The organism is Legionella rowbothamii (assembly GCF_900639985.1).
Classification (GTDB): domain Bacteria; phylum Pseudomonadota; class Gammaproteobacteria; order Legionellales; family Legionellaceae; genus Legionella; species Legionella rowbothamii.
The window spans coordinates 772,631-794,492 of record NZ_CAAAIM010000001.1 but is presented as its reverse complement, the minus strand read 5'-3'; the positions used below and the strand labels follow the sequence as shown (position 1 = coordinate 794,492).

The window sequence follows — 21,862 nt, the reverse complement described above, 5'->3', positions numbered from 1 at the left end:
ACGTTGCATATCAGTCTCACTATAAAAAGCAAAATGACGTGTTTGTTTTCATGCATTATAATTAATATTATATCAATATGGATAATTTGATTCCCTTTCTTGTTTGCATTTGGTTTTTTCTTGGAGATTTAAGATGCAATCGAAACCCCAGCTAATGGATGGCGTGGAAGATGATGCGGGTCAAGAAAAACCAACGTTATCTGCTAGTCCCCCCGCTAATGCATCTGTCGCCGCCAGTGCTGCTCCTGTTGCCAATGCTGTTTCTGAGCCTGCCGCCTCCGGGACTAGCACTGGGGCTACCGCCGCTGCTGCCGCAGGGGCTGGTGCTGGGGCGGCTGGATATCCATTAAAAAGGAGCCCAACGCAGATACAAATAACGAACAATTTAGCAACAAAAAGCAATAGCGTATTTATCGATGTTTCTGGTTTATCTGCACTAATAAAACCTGAGCAGCGCCTTTGGGTAGGCAATACTCCTGCTCCCAATGTTTGGAAATGGACAGATGGACTTAAAATAGCGGTGTTCTCTCAGGAGGCTTCTCGGCATTTTTCTATTAAATATTGGGTTTCCGGAGCAGGACGCTATCAACCCCATAGTGGGAGCGCTAGGTGCTCTATGGATCAAGCCGCTCAAGATACATTAATATCAAAAATTGGTTATTACACTAATGTAAGTACCTATGATGATGCATTAACAAAGTTATTTGAAAATAGAGGGATTCCTCATGTCGTTGCTATTATAGAAGGCAAAAAAGATAACCTGCCAGAAGAATTTAGTTTGACGGGGTCTCAATACCCCGCTAGTGTTGCTTCTGCTACTACGGTAGCTACTTATAAATTACATGATCGCGGGGTCCAAGGAATAAATTGTCGGGGTTTTAAGGATGCCAAACAAAATATGCATTTTTATGTAAGAGATGACATGGTAGTGGCAATTACACCTGAGGAAGTAAGGATAACTGATAATTTTAAAGTAGGTGAGGTCCACTTTGAAACTGGCAGCGGGAAATACAGTGTTCTAGTTCCTCATATCCCTAATGATATCGCAAAAAACGCAAATAATGCGGATAAATTATTAAGAGCCTATGCTCAACAAGTAGCATCAGAGAGGACTGTGGTGGGATATATAGGAGATACCAATTATAAGAAAATGCTGCAAGAACATTCTAGTCCATCAGCGGGGGGGCAACAAGCTGGAGTTTTTATAGTCCCAGCCTCTTCTGGTGCCGGAACATTTTCCTATTTCATGCAAGCAGCTACTTTCGGTCCTGACCAGGGTAATACTTTTCGTATACAACAGCCTACTCTATTAAATCATGTAGAACTTCGGCTTGGTGAGAATGATAAGACAGCAACGGATCATCCTTCTATTCAAACCACTATTTTTCTCGACAGTGCCATAAAAAAAAGAATCTATTCTGATATTGGTGTTCATCCTAATACCGTTCGGAATTTGCAGTGCCAATTAAAATATTCGGCCGCAGTTGTAGCCGCAGCTGTTGCTGCTCCTAATACCGTTCAGTATGCACATCAGTATTTTCATCAAGCGGTCGTAAATGCTGCTGCTTCTGCTAATGGACTTCAGAGTCTACCACCGCATTCTCAACAAGCTGCCGCATCTGCTGCTACCTCTACTGCTAATCCTACCGTGGTTGCTGCTATTGCTAATCTTAACACAGTTCAGTATGCACATCAGTATTTTCGAAATTCAGTTGTAATTGCTGCCACAGCAGCTGCTAATTCTAAACCATTTCAAAATCTACAGTCGCATTCTCAACAACCTGCCGCAGCTGCCGCTTATCCTAATCCAGCTCAAAATACGAATGATATATTTCGACGGTATAAAGCAGAACTCCAAGCTCAATGCGGTAATCGACAGATAGCAAAAGATAAAGGAAATAACCATGATGACGAAAACGGAAACAGTGACGGTTGGGCTCCTATGTTGTGAACCTCCTATCACAGACCTTTTCATCAGCATATGTATCTTCTGATGCCTTATTATTTCGGCGCAGTTGTTCCAGTGGGTACTAATACTGGCCCATGAGAAATTTGGATTTTCATCATGTGCAGTACTATTGAATATTTATCAATGTCTCTGGCCCGTGACCAGCGCTTGGCGTCGAAAATCGAGTAGACCTGAGAGGTCACGATTATTCCTCAGTAGATATCGGATCAATAACTTTATTTCTTGCTGAACGATAACGCTCTTGTTTTTCAATATCAATATAACGATCTGTAGTAGCACTGGAGCTATGGCCGGCATCGTCACGCACGTGTTCACGAGGACGGATTTTTACATCCTCTGAAATTCCGGTATGTCTTAACCAGTGCACCGTTGCTGCAGCGAGGTTATCGGCCTCTTCGCGCTTGCCTTTTATACGAAGCTCTTCCGCGGCCAAATCAAAACAATGCTGAATGATGCGGCGGATGGGGGCGGTGTCACTCATAGGACCATTTCCTCTAATTTTAGGAATTAGTGGGGAGTTATCCGCTGCTGAGGGGAGTGGGGTTAACCCAAGAAAACTGCGCCAGCGCATTAAGCTATCCAGCATGGCATCACTAACGGCAACTTGGCGTTCTTTATTTCCTTTTCCTACCGTAGTAAACCACCAATGACCATTACTATCTTTCGCAAAGTCATTCATGCTGGGAATCCAGCGGTCATTTGCTACCAATTCGGAAATACGTAAGTACATCCCGAAGAGCATACTTAACATAAAGCGTGTGCGCTCATGCTTTTCAGGCGATTCCTCCGCCAATGTTTCTGCAGCATTAAGTACAGCACTCCATTGATCAATACTTAGCCGACGAATAGGGGCGTTTTGCTGGCGCTTACGAATGAACTTACTTTTTTGACGAATAAGGGCTACTGGATTCGAGACTAAATATTCTTCTGCAATTAAAAAATTAAATAAGGTACTTAATATAGCAAATATCTCTTGTGTGGCACCTTGAGATAGACTGAATTGTTCTATTTCCGGTTTCTGCCCATTTTTTATCGCTGCTTTACTTAGTGTAACCACAAATGGGCGCCATTCTTCATTAGGAATGCGTAGTCCTGCTTTTTCAATAAAACGGGGGACTTTTTTTAAGTTTATCCAATTTTTAGGTGGGTTTTGGCAAAAACGAATGTATTGTTCGATGTCATCTCGTTTTAATTCGGTGAGCGGGGTGCCTTTAACATGCCATGACCATTGCAACAAACGTTCAGCCTCACGACGGTAACTATTAAATGTTCCTTGACTACCAGTATAGCTTTTTAAGAAATTTAAGGTGTAATGGAAATCATTTTTAAATTGTGGATCGGGTAATACCGCATTTTCGTGATTCTTATGTAAATGGTTTAAATTATCAAAAAGGGGAAGCAACTTAAATTTCATGGTGTTTTAAATGAAATAAATGATGTCGCAATGCTATCTGAAAAACTATTAATATGTAACTCTCTATTAGGTTTGGATTACATTTTATGGCAAACAAGGTAGAGATTTATTAAAATAAAAACCAACTGAGTCGCAATTTGTTCAATATGGTTATTTTTGCGCTAAGCAATTTAAAAATATTAAAAAAATGTGATTTTAGGTATTGACCTTATGCGTCTAGATTAGTACCATGTGCGCACTGTCCTCGGGACGGGTAAGTCGGGGTATAGCGCAGTCTGGTAGCGCGCCTGCTTTGGGAGCAGGATGTCGGGAGTTCGAATCTCTCTACCCCGACCAAATTAAGCGCCCGTAGCTCATCTGGATAGAGCATCGGCCTTCTAAGCCGAGGGTAGCAGGTTCGAATCCTGCCGGGCGTGCCAGCCCATAGTGAAATCTGATGGCAATTTATACTAAGTTATGGTGAGCGTAGCTCAGTTGGTAGAGCCCCGGGTTGTGATCCCGGTTGTCGTGGGTTCGAGTCCCATCGTTCACCCCATGTGATGAAAACTAAGGTTTTTCGCTAAAGATTCATCTGAGTCTTTACAAGACCGAATTACTGATTGATAATCCAACCTGATTGCGAAAGTGGCGGAATTGGTAGACGCACTGGATTTAGGTTCCAGCGGGGTGACCCGTGAGAGTTCGAGTCTCTCCTTTCGCACCATTTCATTATAAAAATCCAAGAGGTGAATTGATGCAAGTTTCTGTTGAGACCCTAAACGGTTTGGAGCGCAAGGTAACTATTTCTGTGCCTACAGCGAAAGTTGAGGAAGAAGTAAGTTTGCGGCTCAAAGATCTGGCTCATAAAGTTAAAGTTGATGGTTTCCGTCCTGGCAAAGTACCTATGCACATTGTTACCAGCCGTTATTCAGATAGCGTTCGCCAAGAAGTTGCTAGAGAAATGGTTCAATCAACCCTATTCGAAGCTTTACAACAAAATGAATTAGTTCCTGCAGGGTACCCATACATCGAGCCTGAAGAAATAGAAAAAGGTAAAGATTTTAAATACACGGCTACATTTGAAGTAATGCCAGTGTTTGAAGTTGCTGAATTAAATCAAGCGACTGTTGAATTAGCTCGTTCAGAAGTAACTGACAAAGATCTTGAAGAAATGTTAGATAAACTACGTGAGCAAAATAAAGAATGGCATGATGTTTCACGTGCTGTTAAAAAAGATGATAAAGTTGTTATCGACTTCCAAGGCTTCTTGAACGATGAATTATTTGATGGTGGTAGTGCAGAAGGACACGAATTAATTATTGGCTCTGGCGCAATGATTCCTGGTTTCGAAGATGGAATTATTGGCGGTAAGAAAGACAAGCCTTTTGACATTAAAGTTAATTTCCCAGAAGATTATGGGCATAAAGAATTAGCGGGTAAAGAAGCTGTATTCAAGATTACTATTCATAACATAATGGAAGGTAAGTTACCTGAACTTAATGATGCTTTTGCTGAAAAGTTTAACATTAAGGAAGGTGGTGTTGATGCTCTGAAGAAAGACATTAAAGAAAACATGACTCGTGAGTTAGAGCGTCGTGTTAGTATGATGAACAGAGAGAAGTTATTTGATAAATTAATGGAAGTTAATGCTATTGATTTACCATTAGCCTTAATCGACAAAGAAATCGAACACTTAAAACATGACATGTATCATCGTCTATTTGGCCATGAGCATCATGAAAATGAAAAGATTCCTGATTTCCCAAGAGAATTGTTTGAAGAGCAAGCTAAACGCCGTGTTCATCTTGGCTTACTGTTCTCAGAATATGTTAAGAAACATCAAATCGTTGCAGACAAAGACAAAGTGAATGCAATGATTGAGAAATTTGCTGGTGCTTACGAAAATCCTGATGAATTACGTGCTTGGTACCAAAGCAGCAAAGAACATCTTGCTGAAATTGAAGCGTTAGTCATGGAAGAAGTAGTTGCAGATAAAATAGCAGCTGATGCTAAGATTAAGCATAAATCTATGGACTATGATTCAGTGATGAATCCTAAAAAGGCTGAGAATACAAAAGGAGAGTAATTATATGTCGGGATATTCAGATAACATAATTCGCAATGCCAGTGGATTGGTACCAATGGTTATTGAACAAACTTCACGTGGTGAACGTTCTTATGATATCTACTCAAGATTATTGAAAGAGCGTATTATCTTTCTATTGGGTGAAGTTGAAGATCATATGGCTAATTTAGTGGTTGCTCAATTGCTGTTCCTTGAGTCTGAAAACCCTGAAAAAGACATTTCTCTCTACATTAATTCTCCGGGTGGTGTGGTAACGGCTGGTTTAGCAATTTACGACACCATGCAGTTTATTAAACCTGATGTCAGTACTTTATGTATCGGTCAAGCCGCAAGTGCCGCGGCTTTACTGCTTTGTGCTGGTGCTGATGGTAAGAGATTCTGTCTGCCAAACTCACGTGTAATGATTCACCAACCTTTAGGTGGTTATCGAGGTCAGGCAACTGATATTGAAATTCATGCTCGTGAAACATTGGCCGTAAGAGAGCGCTTAAATAACATTATGGCGCAGCACACTAAAAAAACTCCTGATCAAATTATGCGTGATACAGAGCGTGATAATTTTATGAGTGCTACGCAAGCAGCTGAATATGGTCTTATCGATAAAGTCCTTTACGATCGAGAAGTAATAAATAGTTCAGCAGAGCAGTTGTAATTCTCACTTGCTGCCCCAATATGCAGTGAGATCTCTTGATTTTAGCTTTTTAAATCAAGCTTTAACCAGAGATTGATATGTTATTGCGGGGCGCAAAATAAATTTGTTCTTAATTTGTAGTGGCATATCTTTTTCTGATTGACTAATATTTTACATGTGTTACCTATTTCCCGGTAATGGCTGTAAGAAGGGGTTGGATATGAGTAAATCCAGTAATGGAAGTGGTGATAAGGTTCTTTATTGTTCTTTTTGTGGTAAAAGCCAGCATGAAGTAAAAAAATTAATTGCTGGTCCTTCTGTATTTGTGTGCGATGAGTGCGTTGAATTATGCAACGACATTATTCGTGAAGAAACACACGAAGCTCATGAAGAAGCAGAAGTGCATTTACCCTCACCAAAAGAGATTTCAAAATTCCTTGATGAATATGTCATCGGTCAGCCACATGCCAAAAAAGTGTTGTCTGTTGCCGTGTATAATCATTACAAGCGATTGCAGCATAAAAACGAAGATGGCGTAGAGCTTGGAAAAAGTAATATCTTATTGATTGGGCCGACGGGTAGCGGTAAAACTCTTTTAGCGCAAACTTTGGCGCGAATTTTGAATGTTCCTTTTGCTATGGCTGATGCAACAACGCTAACCGAAGCAGGATATGTCGGTGAAGACGTTGAAAATATTATTCAAAAATTATTGCAGAAATGTGATTACGACGTTGATAAAGCGCAGCAAGGTATTGTCTACATTGATGAAATTGATAAGATTTCTCGGAAATCAGACAATCCATCAATCACTCGAGATGTTTCTGGGGAAGGTGTGCAACAAGCCTTACTAAAACTCATCGAAGGAACAATAGCTTCTGTTCCACCACAAGGTGGCCGTAAACATCCGCAACAAGAATTCTTGCAAGTCGATACCTCAAATATTCTATTTATTTGCGGTGGAGCATTTGCTGGTTTGGATAGAGTAATCAGAGAACGTAGCGATAAATCAGGTATCGGCTTTTCAGCACAATTGAAAAATAAAAAAGATACTAATGATGAAGTATCGAAAGTATTAAGCCAATTAGAGTCCGATGACTTGATTAAGTATGGATTGATTCCTGAGTTTGTAGGTAGATTACCGGTGGTAACTACATTACAAGAACTGGATCAAGCCGCGCTTATTGATATTCTTACTAATCCCAAGAATGCACTTACTAAACAGTTCCAATCGCTTTTCAAAATGGAAGATGTTGGACTAGAATTTAGAGAAGAGGCTTTGGTTGCGATTGCTAAAAAAGCCTTAGAGCGAAAAATGGGTGCTCGCGGTTTACGTGCAATACTTGAAAATATTCTTTTAGACACCATGTATGAATTACCTTCTCTTGAAGGAGTAAATAAAGTTGTAATTGACGAGGGTGCAGTGAACAATTCGTCGAAGCCTATACTTATTTATGAACATGATGAGATGAAGAGTGCAGCAGGTGGTAAAGAATAGCTAATTAATTTTGCGACTATTCTCTATGTTAGTCTCTGCGCCTTTATCCAGTTACTGGTTCAGAGACTTAAAATGTTGAATAGTTGCATATGTCTTTTTATTTAATCAATTAAGTCTTTCAAACAGGTAGCTGATAGGGCGCTTGTATCTAATTTAGATAAGTTGTCATATTAATTCCCCATTCTTATTAAGTACTTTGTTCATTTCCTTAAATACCGTTATACTCAGTTAAAGAGCAGTAAAAATTTGTTGTAAAATTATAACTATAGCTTTTGTTTGAATAAGGGTTCGTTATGTCTATTGAAAATAAAGTGACGCCTAATGAGACTGAAAATGTGTCTATGATTCCAGTGCTACCACTGAGGGATGTGGTGGTTTATCCTCATATGGTTATTCCCCTTTTTGTTGGCCGAGGAAAATCCATTAAAGCCCTTGAAGCCGCTATGGTTGATAGTAAGCAAATTTTTTTAGTCGCCCAGAAAAAATCATCTAATGATGATCCATCTCCTGAAGATATTTACCATGTAGGTACTTTATCGAGCGTTTTGCAGTTGCTTAAGTTACCTGATGGTACTGTAAAAGTTTTGGTTGAGGGAGAGCAGCGTGCGCAAGTTAAAGGATACAGCCAGGAAAAAGGATATCTGGAAGCTTCTCTAGAAGTTATGGAGGAAGTGAATGTTGCTGTACAAGAACCTGAAGTTGGTATCTTAATGCGTTCTTTAATGTCGCAATTTGAACAGTACATTAAATTGAACAAAAAGATTCCTCCCGAGGTATTATCTCCTTTAGCAGGAATAGAAGAGCCAGGTCGTCTGGCAGATACCATTGCTGCACATTTAACTTTGAAAGTTGATGATAAACAAGAATTATTAGAGACCTTAGATGTTGGTACGCGCCTTGAACGTTTAATGTCAGCCATTGAAACTGAAATTGATTTATTACACGTTGAAAAGCGTGTGAGAGGTCGTGTAAAACGCCAAATGGAAAAAAGTCAGCGTGAATATTACCTGAATGAACAAATGAAAGCTATTCAAAAGGAGTTGGGTGAGCTTGGTGAAGAAGGTAATGAAATTGAGCAACTTGAAAAATCTATTGATAAAGCTGGCATGCCAAAAGAAGCTAAAGAAAAGGCGATGGCCGAACTTCATAAATTAAAAATGATGTCACCAATGTCTGCTGAAGCAACAGTCATCCGGAATTATCTTGACTGGATGCTGATGGTTCCATGGAAAAAGAAAAGTAAAATTCAATTTGACTTGCTCAAAGCAGAAAAATTATTGGATAAAGAACATCACGGTTTAGAACGCGTGAAAGAACGCATTATCGAATATCTGGCAGTTCAACAACGAGTAAAACGTTTGAAAGGACCAATTTTATGTTTAGTTGGACCTCCAGGGGTGGGTAAAACTTCCTTAGGACAATCGATTGCGAATGCAACAGGTCGTACATTCATTCGTATTGCTTTAGGTGGTGTACGTGATGAAGCAGAGATCCGCGGCCATCGTAGAACCTATATTGGCTCAATGCCTGGGAAAATAATTCAAAAGTTATGCAAGGCTGGCGTGAAAAACCCATTAATTATGCTTGATGAGGTTGATAAGATGGCTATGGACTTCCGTGGTGATCCCGCCTCTGCGCTACTTGAAGTATTAGATCCAGAGCAAAACCATACGTTTAGCGATCATTACCTTGAAGTTGATTATGATTTAAGCGATGTAATGTTTATTGCAACTGCGAATTCATTAGAAATTCCTGCCCCTCTATTAGATAGAATGGAAGTCATTCGTCTAGCAGGTTATACAGAAGATGAAAAAGTCAGCATTGCTGAACAATATTTAGTGCCTAAGCAGATTAATCTTAATGGTTTAAGTAACGATGAGATTCATATCAGCGAAGGAGCTATTCGCGAAATCATCCGACACTATACTCGTGAGGCTGGGGTTCGTAATCTTGAGCGGGATATCGCTAGTGTTTGCCGTAAGGTAGTGAAGGAGATTTTATCAAACAAGAAAAAGTCTAAGCGTTTAACTGTTACTGTAAATAATATTGAAAAATATTTGGGTGTTAAAAAATACAGATATGGTCTTGCTGAAGAGTTTGATCAAATTGGCCAAGTAACTGGTTTAGCTTGGACGAGCGTGGGAGGGGAGTTGTTGACTATTGAATCTTCCATGATGCCTGGTAAAGGTAAGGTGATTCATACAGGGCAACTTGGCGAGGTAATGCAGGAATCAATACATGCTGCAATGACCGTTGTCCGTAGCCGCGCTAAAAAACTACAGCTTGCTGATGATTTCTTTGAAAAAAATGACTTCCACGTTCATGTTCCTGAAGGAGCGACACCGAAGGATGGTCCAAGTGCTGGTATTGGTATGTGTACCGTATTAGTCTCTGTTGTTACGCAAATTCCTGTTAAGGCAGATGTTGCCATGACAGGGGAAATTACTTTGCGGGGACAAGTATTACCCATTGGTGGACTAAAAGAGAAGCTATTAGCAGCTCATCGGGGTGGAATTAAGCATGTAATCATCCCTGAGGAGAATGTAAAAGATCTGGAAGAGATACCTGATAATGTGTTGCGTAAGCTAACAATACACCCAGTGAAGACTATTGAGCAGGTGCTTGAGCTGGCTTTACAACGCAGTCCTTGGATAGATAGTCCAGATAATATACAGTCTGCCGTTTTAGCGGGTAAAAAATCAAAAAAAATTAAAAATAATGATTTACATACCCATTAATTAAAGGTATATTTCCTTTCGTGGCCCGCTACTGGCGGGCGTTGCAAGGAAGTAACTACTTGACTGGTTAATTTGATTAAGTTTAAGTTAGATTAGCTTGGAGTATGGAAGATTAACTGTATAGGGGAAGCAATGAATAAGAGCGAATTAGTTGATGCTTTAGCAAGTGGTTCTGGTTTAACTAAGGCAGATGCAAGCAGAGTGCTTGAGACTTTTACTAGCACTATTACTGATGCCTTAAAGAGTGGCGATCAAGTGGTAATACCTGGATTTGGATCGTTCTCTACTGGTAACCGTTCTGCTCGTACTGGCAGAAACCCACAAACTGGGAAGGTCATTGAGATCAAAGCATCAAGAGTAGCTAAATTTAAAGCAGGAAAAAACCTGAAAGAAGCGGTTCAAGAAGCTTAAAGATTTGGGGTGCTTAGCTCAGCTGGGAGAGCATCGCCCTTACAAGGCGAGGGTCGTAGGTTCGATCCCTACAGCACCCACCATAATTGGAGTGGTAGTTCAGTTGGTTAGAATACCGGCCTGTCACGCCGGGGGTCGCGGGTTCGAGCCCCGTCCACTCCGCCATATTATTAAAACGCGCTCAAAAGCGCGTTTTTTATTATAAGTGAGAGCACCAAGTTTATGCAATGCATAGTTGGTGAGTAGAAAGCGAAATTTATAAGATTTCGGGTGCTTAGCTCAGCTGGGAGAGCATCGCCCTTACAAGGCGAGGGTCGTAGGTTCGATCCCTACAGCACCCACCATATTGGAGCGGTAGTTCAGTTGGTTAGAATACCGGCCTGTCACGCCGGGGGTCGCGGGTTCGAGCCCCGTCCGCTCCGCCACATCCTAAAAGATGCCCTCAAGTCTGGGGGCATCAATCAAAAAATTAAAATAGTATAGTTATGGTTGATTACAGCCTAGCATTCATTATTAATCGCACATTTGTCACAGCCATTACTGTTCATGGGAAAACTTGCTGCTAGAACAGACTACGCGGAATCGTCAACTTAACTTTCGCTAACGAAAGAACGAGTTCTTATCGAATTTTAGGCTCCAAGAATTTCAGAAGATGCTTCTTACCAAATTTCTTTAGCCTTTTGAAATTGATTTCTTCGTTGATGAGCGCAGTAGGTGTAACGCCTAACAGCGACCGCGAAGATATTTTTGTTTTCCCCTGAGTGTTATGACGCATTTTTCTTTTCTGCATGGTATTTTCACCCCGTTATTGAGTCCTTTATGTGAGCGATGCTCGCGCTGCCTTGACACATCTGCCGAATTGGTTTTGTGTAACTCATAGTTTGTTCGTTATTATAACCTGGGGTTGGGATAGGCGTTTAATAGACCAGCCCGGAAGCGAATTGCAGCCTATTTATTGCGCCGATTTTGTAGAAACACTTCCAGTTCATAACCGTCTTCATCAATGGCACGCCATAAATATAGGTCTCGCCATGGATGCGTAGCTGTTGCTCATCTAAAAGGCATTTATCTGATGGCCTGGCTTTGCATTTATTAATCACGTTTTTAAAATGAGGGCCAAATTTAATGCACCATTGACGTACTGGTTAATAACTCACTTCATTGCCCCAATACAATAAGCGCTCCGAAACATCTCGATAACTGTCGTTAAAACGATGATAGCTCCACAGCGCAATGCTTAGCAGAGCCCCTTGGTACCAGGTATCTTTCGGTTTTCTTTCCCGTATGACGAGCTTCCTGCAAATAAAATACAGTCTAGGTTAAAGGTTAAGTAGACGATGCAATTAGCATTTCTCTTAAAATCATGCTCAACAAAAGGGGTTCAATATTAACTCCAATCAATTGTTCAGGCATCAGAGCTTAAATTAAAGTATCTTATTTTGAGGCTGCTCCGGTTGTAGTTCTCCTTGTTTGACTGGTGGTGGTTGAAATAAAGAGAATGAATGGTATGGTTCTTCAGTATCCATTCTTTCATTGTTTGCCCTTGAGTTCTCATCAGCTAAATTTTTATACATTATTGCATGAGAAGCAGGGACTTCTTTTTTCACAATATGAGTTTCCTCTTTGGGGGTAATCACCCACCGGAAGAACGCCTGCTGACTGAGCAAATTTCTAAATGACAGTTGTCCTGCCCACCATGCACGAAAATTAGGGAATAGAATTCCCTCTCCTCGCCATGCCGCACGGAAATCAGCAATAAAGCTGCTGATCAGGCTTGGATTTTTTACAATTTGAACACTACCCGCAGCAGTAGGATCATAATGCTCTTGCAGACGTACTTTTTTCACATCGTCCACAATTACAGAATCCTGTTTGATTTGTTGCAATTCACTGAACCATCGCTTTAACAATCTGGGTGTTTTGATGTTTTGAACTGGACTGATTTGATCCAAAGTTTTTTGTTCTTCAGGCAGGTGCTCGGCAAAGACTGCCCAGATTTCCTGTGCTTTTTGATTATGTTGTTTTAGTTGCTCTTTGATAATCTCGATGTTGGGATTATTTTGTTGCAATTGTGCTTCGATTACCTGAAGAGTCAGATCTTTACTGTGATTGTATTGTTCTAAAAACTCACTCCAGGTGTGGGTTAAATCATTATCTTCGGTTTGCAGTGCTGAGTAACGCTCTGAAAAATAGTATAAGTAGTTATCATAGGCACGGTGAAACAAACGTCGAAGCTCTTTAGTATGGGTTGCAAAAATTTGCAGCTTTTTAATAAAGTCTTCGGGATTAAGATAAAAATCAGTGTTCACCTGGTCAATACCAAAATCTTTTTTAAGTTCTTCCAGATTTAGAACCATTTGTGTTTCACCTATAGCTGAATATCTGCCCGAACGGCCGATAACTTGCCCATAACTTCGTTCTCCATGGGGAAGATAAGTCAGTAAGACTTTAAGTCCGGCATTATGCGCATTTTCTTTTAGTTCAATATCAACTCCGCGTCCTTCCATTTCAGTCGTAATCGTTACCTGACCTGGTTTACCTGCTTCGTTTTTGATATAGCTTGCTTCTGATATGGATTCATCATAGTCAATTCCCGCATGGATACGAGTTAACTTGGGTAATCCATTTTGATCGCGCTTTGACTTTAAGCGTTCTTCTAGTTTTTCATTTAGTATCTTGGATTCATTATCATTTTTACAAATCAACAGTATGGGTTGGTTTTTCTTTCTTGCTTCCAGAATATGTTCAACCAATGCATCTAATTGTTTGACTTCATTTTGAGTAATGCGGGTAGGGCGATCAAAACGACGTAAACCTTTATGTCTTGGTACATGGATGAATTGTGTCCCAAATTCAGACTGAGCTTCTTTTTGCTCCATTTTTGAGCCTATAGTCCCAGTTACAGCATGTAAACTGCCCTGGCCATATGCTTTAAGTAAGGTATTAGACGAACTACTAAAGGTGATCTTTCTTATAGGATCAATATTAAAAAAGCGCTTCTTGTTTTTACAGAGTTCAATCGCTTCTTTTAAATAGGGATTTTCTATGGTGGGGTTTTGAGCTTTTATCAGACGATTCAGCTCAGCATGCAAACATTGATGCACGCCATCATCAAAATTGGAATTCTTACTAATACGTGAGCCGATAAGGCACATTGCCGCAGCTACTTTTTTATCGCCAAACGGAGTGGGTTTGGTAGCCTCAGATACAATGGTATAATCATCATTATATTCCAGATGGCGAGCTGTATAGGCTGCATCTTGCCATTTTTCGAGTTGTGCTATGGGGATTGATTTTATCAGCTGGAATAACTTGGGATTTCTTGCCTCAATGAATGACAGTAGTTGCTCATTGCAGCGTTGCTTGTTTTCTGCGTAGGTTTTTTCCGTGTCACTCTGCGCAAAAAAATCCATGAGTAATGGGAATAAGGGGAGTAGCTCGATATTTTGCTTGGGTAGTGTCGATGAGTAATTGTATTTTAAGTTGGCAACATCAAAATAGGTTACATCGGCCTCATCTAGCAGTAACGCTCTTTGTTCCGGATCTTTATTCAGAACCAGATCCGATTTGTTTTGGCTAAATGCTTTATTACGAAACAAGCAAAGGTTTTCAGGATCAGAGAAATTAATCCCGCCCATTTTATAATCTTCAACATTGGATGAGGACGTAATGAAATTAACTTCAGCACCCAGAGAATTAAAGAAGGGTAGCGATTCCAGATAGTCGCGCTCGGCAAGAGCTAAATTGCTCGTCAGGAAATCTACTGTTTTGCCTTTAAGGAACTGGCAGGCATTCAAAATCATCATGATTCGTGATTTGCCTTCGCCCGTGCCTATTTCAGCGGTGACTTTATTCCCGGTTTCAAGAAGGGACAGGATGGCTATAATCTGAGTGGTATTTAACTCATAAGAGCGCCCTGGTACATGGCTTTTACCGACAAACTCTGGGGGACGTCCTTTGCATCGATGTAATAATTCAGCGGCAAGCATAACCATAGCAATATGGTTTGCCGGTGGATTGTCTTTAAATGTCTTCAGTTGATCCAATATTTGTCGGGTCGATAAACTTTTTACCCTTTCTTGCTCCTCTGTTACTTTGGCAAGATAGTCCGAGGTAAATATTTTTTGAACTTCAGGCATTTGCGACAGTGTTTTTTTCGCTGCATCAAGCTTGAATCCATTATTTTTTTCACGTCCGTCATGTCTATTGATGGCGCAAGGGTTTTTGTCGAAATATTGATATTTTTCATCAACAGCTTGAAGAGACTGCACTGAGCGCGAATGCACAGATTTGCTCCAAAGCATGAAGATAGTCAACGGTGGATATGGGGCATGCTGGTAATAATTGTGCAAAAATTCGGTAATGGAGCTATTTTCCTGATGTTTATGAATAAATTTAAGGAATGTATGAACATCTACTTTGCTGCATTTCACCGAATTATTCATTTGGGTGATGATTGCATTAATAAAATCTTTTTGCAGATTTTGCGAGAGTTCATTGTATTCCCTGGAGTTAAACAACTCGATTAAATCTTTAACACCGCGATCCGCCAGTCCTCCCGAATAGTGGTACATAAGACTTAAAACAAGATTTTGATGATCCAGAGCGACAAACTTATCGATCAGCTGACACATATCGTTGTGGTTTTTACTTACATCATCGGGTGAACCCTTTAATGCCTTGCTGATATAGTGATTCGCACGCGTAGCAATATTGCTGTATTTTTGCGTTAACTCTCTTTTTTTCGCCTGAAGATGAAGAACAACATTTTGGAAACTATGATTTTCTTTATCTCTGATTGCCTGCAACTCTTTGTAGGTATCTGATTGTTGTCCCACCAGATCAAGGTCAAGACCTAATGATCGTAGGCTATTTAATTCTTCAGGTGTTGCATCATCTTCGGTAGAAGGGTTATTCCAGAAATAGCTGAACATAGTTTGCAGGAAATTTTTATTTTTTTGTTGGGGGGTACGCTCTTCTACAGCTATAAGAATGTCAGTAATACGTTCATTAATTGCCCGGCATTCTTTAAAGTACTCGTTGTTATTTACCGCAAGCAGTAAAATAGCATCAATATCCTGCTTAATGTTTTTTAATTTATCGAGAGCCTTAAGGTCGGAGTTAACGTTATCGATTAAATCGACAATCGAGTCGTTGAGATTGTTTAACTCTTGTGGATAATCGACCGCTGCAGCTACTTTTGCTTGAGCATGATATTCATGGAGGGCATTGGCTTTAGTTAAGCACACGAGCTCGGCTGAAAATTGGAATGCTTCTTTTCGAGAGATGGGGCCTTTCATCAATTGTGGGTAAAGAACATCCAGTAAGTAGCTGCATTTTGACAGGGTGTTGCTCACATCACCTTTATTGGCACGATGTTCCTGAACAATATTCATATACTGTTCAAACTCATCAAAAGAGTTATTTGTGATAATGCTTTCAACAAGACCTTTAAATTGAGTCAGATAGCCAGGAGGCCCTGGATGTTGGGTGCGCGAGAGAATACCATTCGTTTTAAAAGCTTCCTGACAGAACTCAAAAAATTGTATTTTTTGAGCAGGGGTTAACCTTTTGGTGAGATTTACCAAACTTCTGACCAAGGGTTCATGCTGATCTTTTTCTTCCTCATTATCAAAATTACCCACCAACTGCTCAATTGCAGCGCATGTTTCTTTTTGCGTGCAGTGAAGCTCCCCAAAAAGGGCGCTAAAATTAACCGCATCTTTAAGATCGAGTAATATTGTGCCGCTAAAATGCTTTCCATAATGCTGATGCATCCACTCTCTGATGTCTTTTTTAGTCGTTGGTTGCGCTCGGCAAATAAGTTTTATTAAATCATCCTGGATTTTATTCAGGACGGTATAGTCGAGCTTATTGGGGATTGTTCTATTTTCAAGCAATTGCAGTAACGATAACCCATAGGGTAATAAGTTATTAATTTTTTCCTGATATTGGGCGATATTTGGATTAGTGAGCCTTTTTATATAAGGAGTTATGACGTCATTGGCTAAGCGGATGCTATTTTCATATTCCAAATGAAATGAGGTCAGTAAAGGCAGCAACACTTCTTTGGGGTTTAATCCCGGAGGGTTCATGCTATTGTGGTTGGGTGCGAGCAATGCTTCACAGGCGCTAATGAATTGTTCCAGTAACGTGATATCGTGAGGTTCGGGAAAATATTGGCCATTACTATTGGCTGTAATTGTTTCTGTTTTTATCAGGCGAATGGCATACATCATGCTTTCTGGATAATCTTTATAAAGCAACGCAGCCTTATCCATTTTGACCATCATGTCTGTTTGAACTTTTTGTAGTTCAAGCAAGCTTAATTTGGGATCGAGATATTTATATTCAGAAAGCTTTAACAGCTTATTTAAATAACTCATGGGTGGCGTCATAGGCATATCCATTATTGGTTTCAAGGTTTGAATCCGTGCAGCCGGAATTCCTCCTTGTGCCTCGATACCTTTGGTAAATAATGCCTTACCTATCGCACTGCGATTTGCTTTAATGCGCTCAAGAGAATCAAGCTTAATCATTCTTATCTGAAAGCTTTCCCATTCTTCAAGTACTACTTTGGAATCAAAACCGGTTTTGGCGCTGGTGCTGGTTGATTTGGCTAAAATATAAAGTAAGCGTATTTTTGCTTCATTATTGAGCTCGTGATTTGACAACAACTCATCAATAATTCGTTTATATTGCTCCAAAGGCAAATGTTGCTCCTGGGTGGCAAGATAACGATAAAAAGCCGGTTTAACTAATTCGGGATTGCTGTTTTTATCTTGGGCTAATAGTCTTTTTATCCATTCAATATCCCCTCGCTCGCCTAAATTAGCTTCTGTTTGCATTTCCGGAATGATGAAATGGAAATTATTAGGCTCAGGTATGCTGATTTTATTGATACATTCCCATTGAACAGCTTGATCCTGTGGGTGGCATTTATTTAACAGCGCAACCATATCAGTCAATGCGAGGGGAAGAGTTTTTTCCTCTTTGATGCTGGTGATCTCGTGAAAACTTAACCCCATCTGTTCGATGAGGTTTACGGTATCAGTAAACTGTTTAAATAAACCGTGCAAGTCGCTATAGCCTGTTTTACGGCCATGACTCTGGATGAGCGCCATCCACCAGCTACGATGTTCTTTACTGAGGTTTGCTATTTTAGCAAGGGTATCCTGGAATTCCTGATTCTCAATAAAGGGTAGAAACGTAGGCATATATTTTAAAAATGAAACATAGGTATCAATAAATGCTGGTCCTTTATAGGGATCCTGATTGTATTCATCCCAGGTGCTGAATAATTGTTTTAAACCTGGCGCCCCATATTGCCCATAAACGTCGAGAAGAGCATTGTATTGTTCTTTTTCAAATTTAAGTTTGTTGTCCCACATTGTAAAACTTTGACTTAACTCCCCATCCTTTTTAACAAGTTCAGGAAGAGGGTGGTTCTCTTTATGAAAGAGGTTGCCTAAATCTTTTTTAAATTGTTGTGCTTCGTTGCGGTTTATTAATTGATTCCAGCGCGACAGATATGCTTGTTGACCGGGTAGTGACAAACTCTCCGTGATCACCTGGGCTGCTATCGGTGAGCGCTCCAGTATGGGAAAATCATTGGTCAGCTGTATGGCGGATGGCTCTTCTAACTCGTTCATGGGCACAGGATCTGGATCAATGTCTGGCTCCTCATGCAGCGTAATTTCAATTTTGGGTATGATCTTGCCTTTAGGAAGTATTCTTCCTTCCGGTTTTTTCGTAGACTGAACAGTTTGGGGGAGATTATCGGCCCATTTTTGTTTATTTTTTTCCAAACGATGATTGGAACTAACATTATCCAGTTCAATCTGAATTTTCGTATTTTCCAAATGCTCCGGCAGATGAATACTTTGGATTATCTGTGGATGGGTTTTTAGATAATCTGCTATTTTTTGTGCCTGAAGGGCGGTCATTTCACCACCCTGAATTATTAGATTTTTTGCAGGGTTGTCGATAAGAGCGGTTAATGCCTGAGTGATGTATGTATCAATATCAGTGGATACTTTGCTTAAATCCAGTAATGCATCATCGTTGTGATATTGGAGAAGTTCATGATCTGTTTTCTCAAGCATATGTACTCCTATTTGAAATAGACAATGATGGACACATGTTTATTATATTTATTATTTATTAACTTAGCCTTAAGATTGAGCAAACTAACAAATAAAAGTTCTTTTTTTGATTCCCTTTGAAATAAATAAGATGTAACTGAGTGATTTTAAATTAATTTAACATGCTGGCTTATATGCTCATTTTTCAATATTGTAAACAGATGCTTCTTAAATCGTATGGATTTTTGTTATTCAGTGCAGTTGATGATGTATAACCCCTCTTTAATATTGCCGCTTATAAAGGCCATGTTGATGCAGTTGAATTCCTTTGCACGTTAAAAACGGAAAGCAATGGAGGCAGCAGCTCAAAACGATCACGCAGTAGTTATACGTCTATTACAACAGCTGGTGCAGATTTGAATATACCTAGTTTCCAGGGATTAACTCTGGCATATATTTCTGATCAAAATGGTCATTCAGAAGTCATCTGGGTTTTATATAAAGCTGGTGCCGATATTGATTTGACTCTTGCTGAAAATAAAATGGCACCTATAAGTATTGCTGTGGATGTGGGATCCAGACAAACAGTTCGAACTTTAGCTGAATGTGGTGTTGATTAAGCTAAAGCCGTGAAAGGCAAAATAGTACTCGAATTAGCAAAAGAACAAGGGCATGAAGAACGCGTTACATATCAATGAATAGTACCAAAATAAGCAAACTCAAATATCTGAGTCGTCTTGCTCCTTTTTCTCAAAAAACTAGCGCACTTCAAAAAAGAGCCTCATTAGGCATAACAGCAACGAACATCAAGAACAGCCAAAATTAATAAGTTATTATATAAAATAAACGTTTTGACAAGGATACAAACCGCAGAACTTTGGCGTGATATATTTCAATAATTGGTTAACTAGTTCGTATCTTGATGTTTTGATACACTTCAATCATGCTATTTAAATTTCCTGCTAAATAAGTGGAAAACTTACACCTAAGCATTCACTTTGATATTCATTGATTTTTAAATGGAGAATCTCACCCCTGCAGTTATTTGTAAAATTTAGCGGTTATTGTTTAGATTTTTGTCCGATTAGGTTACAATCCAACTTCATAAAACTTTGTTAATACTAAATGGATCTCGGGACATGTTGCAGAAGTTAAATGAGCGCATACAAGGTGTTGTTGCTTGGCTGGTTGTTATTTTAATCGGCATTACGTTTACTCTTTTTGGGGTTGATTACTATTTTCAATCGCATCAAACGTCAAATGCGAAAGTGGTTGTTAATGGTGAATCTTTAACTTATCAAGCGTTTGAAACAAATTACAGACGTGCACGCGGCATGCAAGATGCGGCGCATATGACTGCTGAAGATGAGAAAAAACTACAAAGCCAAGTCCTAGATCAAATGGTGGCTAATGAAGTGATGGTGCAAGCAGCGCGTAAAAATGGGTTTGATGTTAGTGCAAATCAAGCGAACGCAGCCATATTAAGTATTCCACAATTTCAGGAGGATGGGCATTTCTCTGCTGAAAAATATCAACAAGCTCTTAGTGCAGCTTTATTTACTCAATCCAGTTTTCAAAATGAGGTAAGTCAAGGCATGTTGTTGAATCAACAGCGATTTGCTTTTATAGGTACTTCATTCGCGTTACCTGATGAAGTTGAACGTTTCGTTCGCTTATACATGCAAAATAGAGATTATGATTATCTAGTTGTTCCTGCTTCGCATTTTGCAAAACAAATTAATGTATCTTCTGAGGCCGTGGCTGATTATTATAAGGAACACCAAAAAGAGTTTATGGCTCCTGAGCAAGTAAGCCTTGAATATGTAACTTTGTCTATGAATGATATTAAGAAGCAAGTAAAAATATCAAAGGATGATGTAAGTCGTTTTTATAAAGAAAATCAAAATAACTATTTAACTCCAGCACAATGGCATGTTGCTCACATTTTGTTTGCAATTCCTGAAGGTGTTTCCAAAGATGAGCTAGACCAAATTCAGAAAAAGGCTGACGATGCCTATGCTGTGTTACAAAACGATCCTAGCCAATTCGATAAGCTTGTTGCTTCGCAGTCTGATGATAAGCTTTCTATAGCAGATAAAGGAGAGCTTCCTTGGATTACGGCCGGACAAAATGATTACGATAAAGCTTTATCGAATCTAACTAAGGCTGGTGAAATATCTGCTCCGGCTCAAACCAAACACGGTTTTGAAATTTTTAAGTTAATTGCCTATAAACCAGTAACCATCAAACCTTTATCTGAAGTAGAGACAACGATTAAAGAACAATTGATGACTGAAATGGCTCAAGCTAAATATGCTCAAGCTTTAGAGCAATTATCTGATTTAAGCTATCAATCACCAGATTCTTTGAAGCCAGTTTCTGATGCAATGAAATTAAAAATTGAAACGACACAACCTTTCTCTCGTGCTGGTGGTCAGGATAACTTAACTAAAAATCCCCAAGTCATTAATGCTGCATTTAGCCATGATGTATTAGAGTTAAGTAACAATAGTGAACCTATTCAATTAGACAATGACTCGGTTATTGTTGCACGTGTTAATGAGCATACTCCTGAAAAGGAACAATCATTAAATGAAGTAAAGAGTCAAATTCACAATACATTAATAAAACAGGGTGCGGAAGCTAAAGCTAAAGCCTTTGGAGTGAGCTTGCAAAATCCGGTTGACGACAAAAAGCATGAAGAGCTTCTTAGTGCCAATAAACTATCTTGGATTACAGTAGAACAATCAGCTCGAGATAGTGATAAAGCAGATCCACAAATTAACGAATTGGCATTTAACTTATTACGACCAGAAAACCGTGATGGCGCAGTATTGCCTAATGGTGATTATGTTGTTGTAAGACTAAAGCACATTAATGATGGAAAATTAAGTACTTTAGATAAAGAACAACAGGAAAGCCTCATTCAACAGATCGAAGCTAGTTATGGCATGATGGATTATGATTTGTATGCAAAAAGTTTAATTAATCAAGCCCAAATTGAAAGGCATTAGTACGAGTTCTATTTAATTTTGACTGGTATGAATATGAAAGG

General features: G+C 39.5%; 10 protein-coding genes and 8 tRNA genes. 16 read left to right on the top strand and 2 right to left on the bottom strand.

Translation table 11 applies throughout. From position 1 onward, the window contains the following. The first annotated feature begins 133 nt into the window (after positions 1–133). On the top strand, positions 134–1,951 hold the full coding sequence (locus tag E1P08_RS03250; RefSeq protein ID WP_133135566.1) for a hypothetical protein: 1,818 nt from the start codon (positions 134–136) through the stop codon (positions 1,949–1,951). A gap of 202 nt (positions 1,952–2,153) precedes the next feature. Here E1P08_RS03250 and E1P08_RS03245 read toward each other — a convergent pair whose 3' ends face one another. Next, entirely contained in the window at positions 2,154–3,383 is a 1,230-nt protein-coding gene (locus tag E1P08_RS03245; protein ID WP_133135565.1) for a tyrosine-type recombinase/integrase, read from the bottom strand. A gap of 259 nt (positions 3,384–3,642) precedes the next feature. On the opposite strand from E1P08_RS03245, the gene E1P08_RS03240 reads away from it, so the two are divergent. The 13 genes from E1P08_RS03240 (at position 3,643) to E1P08_RS03180 (ending at position 11,148) form a co-directional block, all read left to right on the top strand. Beyond that, positions 3,643–3,719: transfer RNA gene (locus E1P08_RS03240), tRNA-Pro, on the top strand. A gap of 6 nt (positions 3,720–3,725) precedes the next feature. Then, a tRNA-Arg gene (locus E1P08_RS03235) sits at positions 3,726–3,802 on the top strand. Positions 3,803–3,842: 40 nt separating this feature from the next. Then, positions 3,843–3,918: transfer RNA gene (locus E1P08_RS03230), tRNA-His, on the top strand. A gap of 83 nt (positions 3,919–4,001) precedes the next feature. After that, positions 4,002–4,086, top strand: a tRNA-Leu gene (locus E1P08_RS03225). Positions 4,087–4,116: 30 nt separating this feature from the next. After that, complete coding sequence (tig, locus tag E1P08_RS03220; protein ID WP_133135564.1) at positions 4,117–5,448, top strand: trigger factor; 1,332 nt, start codon at positions 4,117–4,119, stop codon at positions 5,446–5,448. 4 nt (positions 5,449–5,452) lie between these two features. Then, the gene (clpP, locus tag E1P08_RS03215; RefSeq protein ID WP_133135563.1) at positions 5,453–6,100 is read left to right on the top strand and encodes an ATP-dependent Clp endopeptidase proteolytic subunit ClpP; all 648 of its coding nucleotides are present in this window, start codon (positions 5,453–5,455) and stop codon (positions 6,098–6,100) included. A 199-nt stretch (positions 6,101–6,299) separates the two neighbouring features. Next, a complete protein-coding gene (gene clpX, locus E1P08_RS03210; protein ID WP_133135562.1) occupies positions 6,300–7,574 on the top strand; it encodes an ATP-dependent Clp protease ATP-binding subunit ClpX in 1,275 nt (424 codons plus the stop codon). Between the two features lie 293 nt (positions 7,575–7,867). After that, positions 7,868–10,312 carry an endopeptidase La gene (gene lon / locus E1P08_RS03205; RefSeq protein ID WP_133135561.1) on the top strand — a complete coding sequence of 815 codons (2,445 nt, stop codon included), beginning with the start codon at positions 7,868–7,870 and terminating at the stop codon, positions 10,310–10,312. Between the two features lie 132 nt (positions 10,313–10,444). Further along, positions 10,445–10,723: an HU family DNA-binding protein gene (locus E1P08_RS03200; protein WP_133135560.1), complete on the top strand. Its 279-nt coding sequence runs from the start codon at positions 10,445–10,447 to the stop codon at positions 10,721–10,723. Positions 10,724–10,730: 7 nt separating this feature from the next. After that, positions 10,731–10,806 (top strand) — tRNA-Val (locus E1P08_RS03195). A 5-nt stretch (positions 10,807–10,811) separates the two neighbouring features. Then, a tRNA-Asp gene (locus tag E1P08_RS03190) sits at positions 10,812–10,888 on the top strand. Between the two features lie 103 nt (positions 10,889–10,991). Continuing rightward, positions 10,992–11,067 (top strand) — tRNA-Val (locus E1P08_RS03185). Positions 11,068–11,071: 4 nt separating this feature from the next. Further along, positions 11,072–11,148 (top strand) — tRNA-Asp (locus tag E1P08_RS03180). Positions 11,149–12,147: 999 nt separating this feature from the next. On the opposite strand, the gene E1P08_RS03175 is transcribed toward E1P08_RS03180, so the two are convergent. Continuing rightward, on the bottom strand, positions 12,148–18,828 hold the full coding sequence (locus tag E1P08_RS03175) for a preprotein translocase subunit SecA (protein ID WP_133135559.1): 6,681 nt from the start codon (positions 18,826–18,828) through the stop codon (positions 12,148–12,150). 395 nt (positions 18,829–19,223) lie between these two features. Between E1P08_RS03175 and E1P08_RS17880 the strand changes: the two genes are divergently transcribed. Next, on the top strand, positions 19,224–19,427 hold the full coding sequence (locus E1P08_RS17880) for a hypothetical protein (RefSeq protein WP_133135558.1): 204 nt from the start codon (positions 19,224–19,226) through the stop codon (positions 19,425–19,427). A 519-nt stretch (positions 19,428–19,946) separates the two neighbouring features. After that, complete coding sequence (locus tag E1P08_RS03165; protein ID WP_133135557.1) at positions 19,947–21,821, top strand: SurA N-terminal domain-containing protein; 1,875 nt, start codon at positions 19,947–19,949, stop codon at positions 21,819–21,821. Positions 21,822–21,862: the final 41 nt, after the last annotated feature.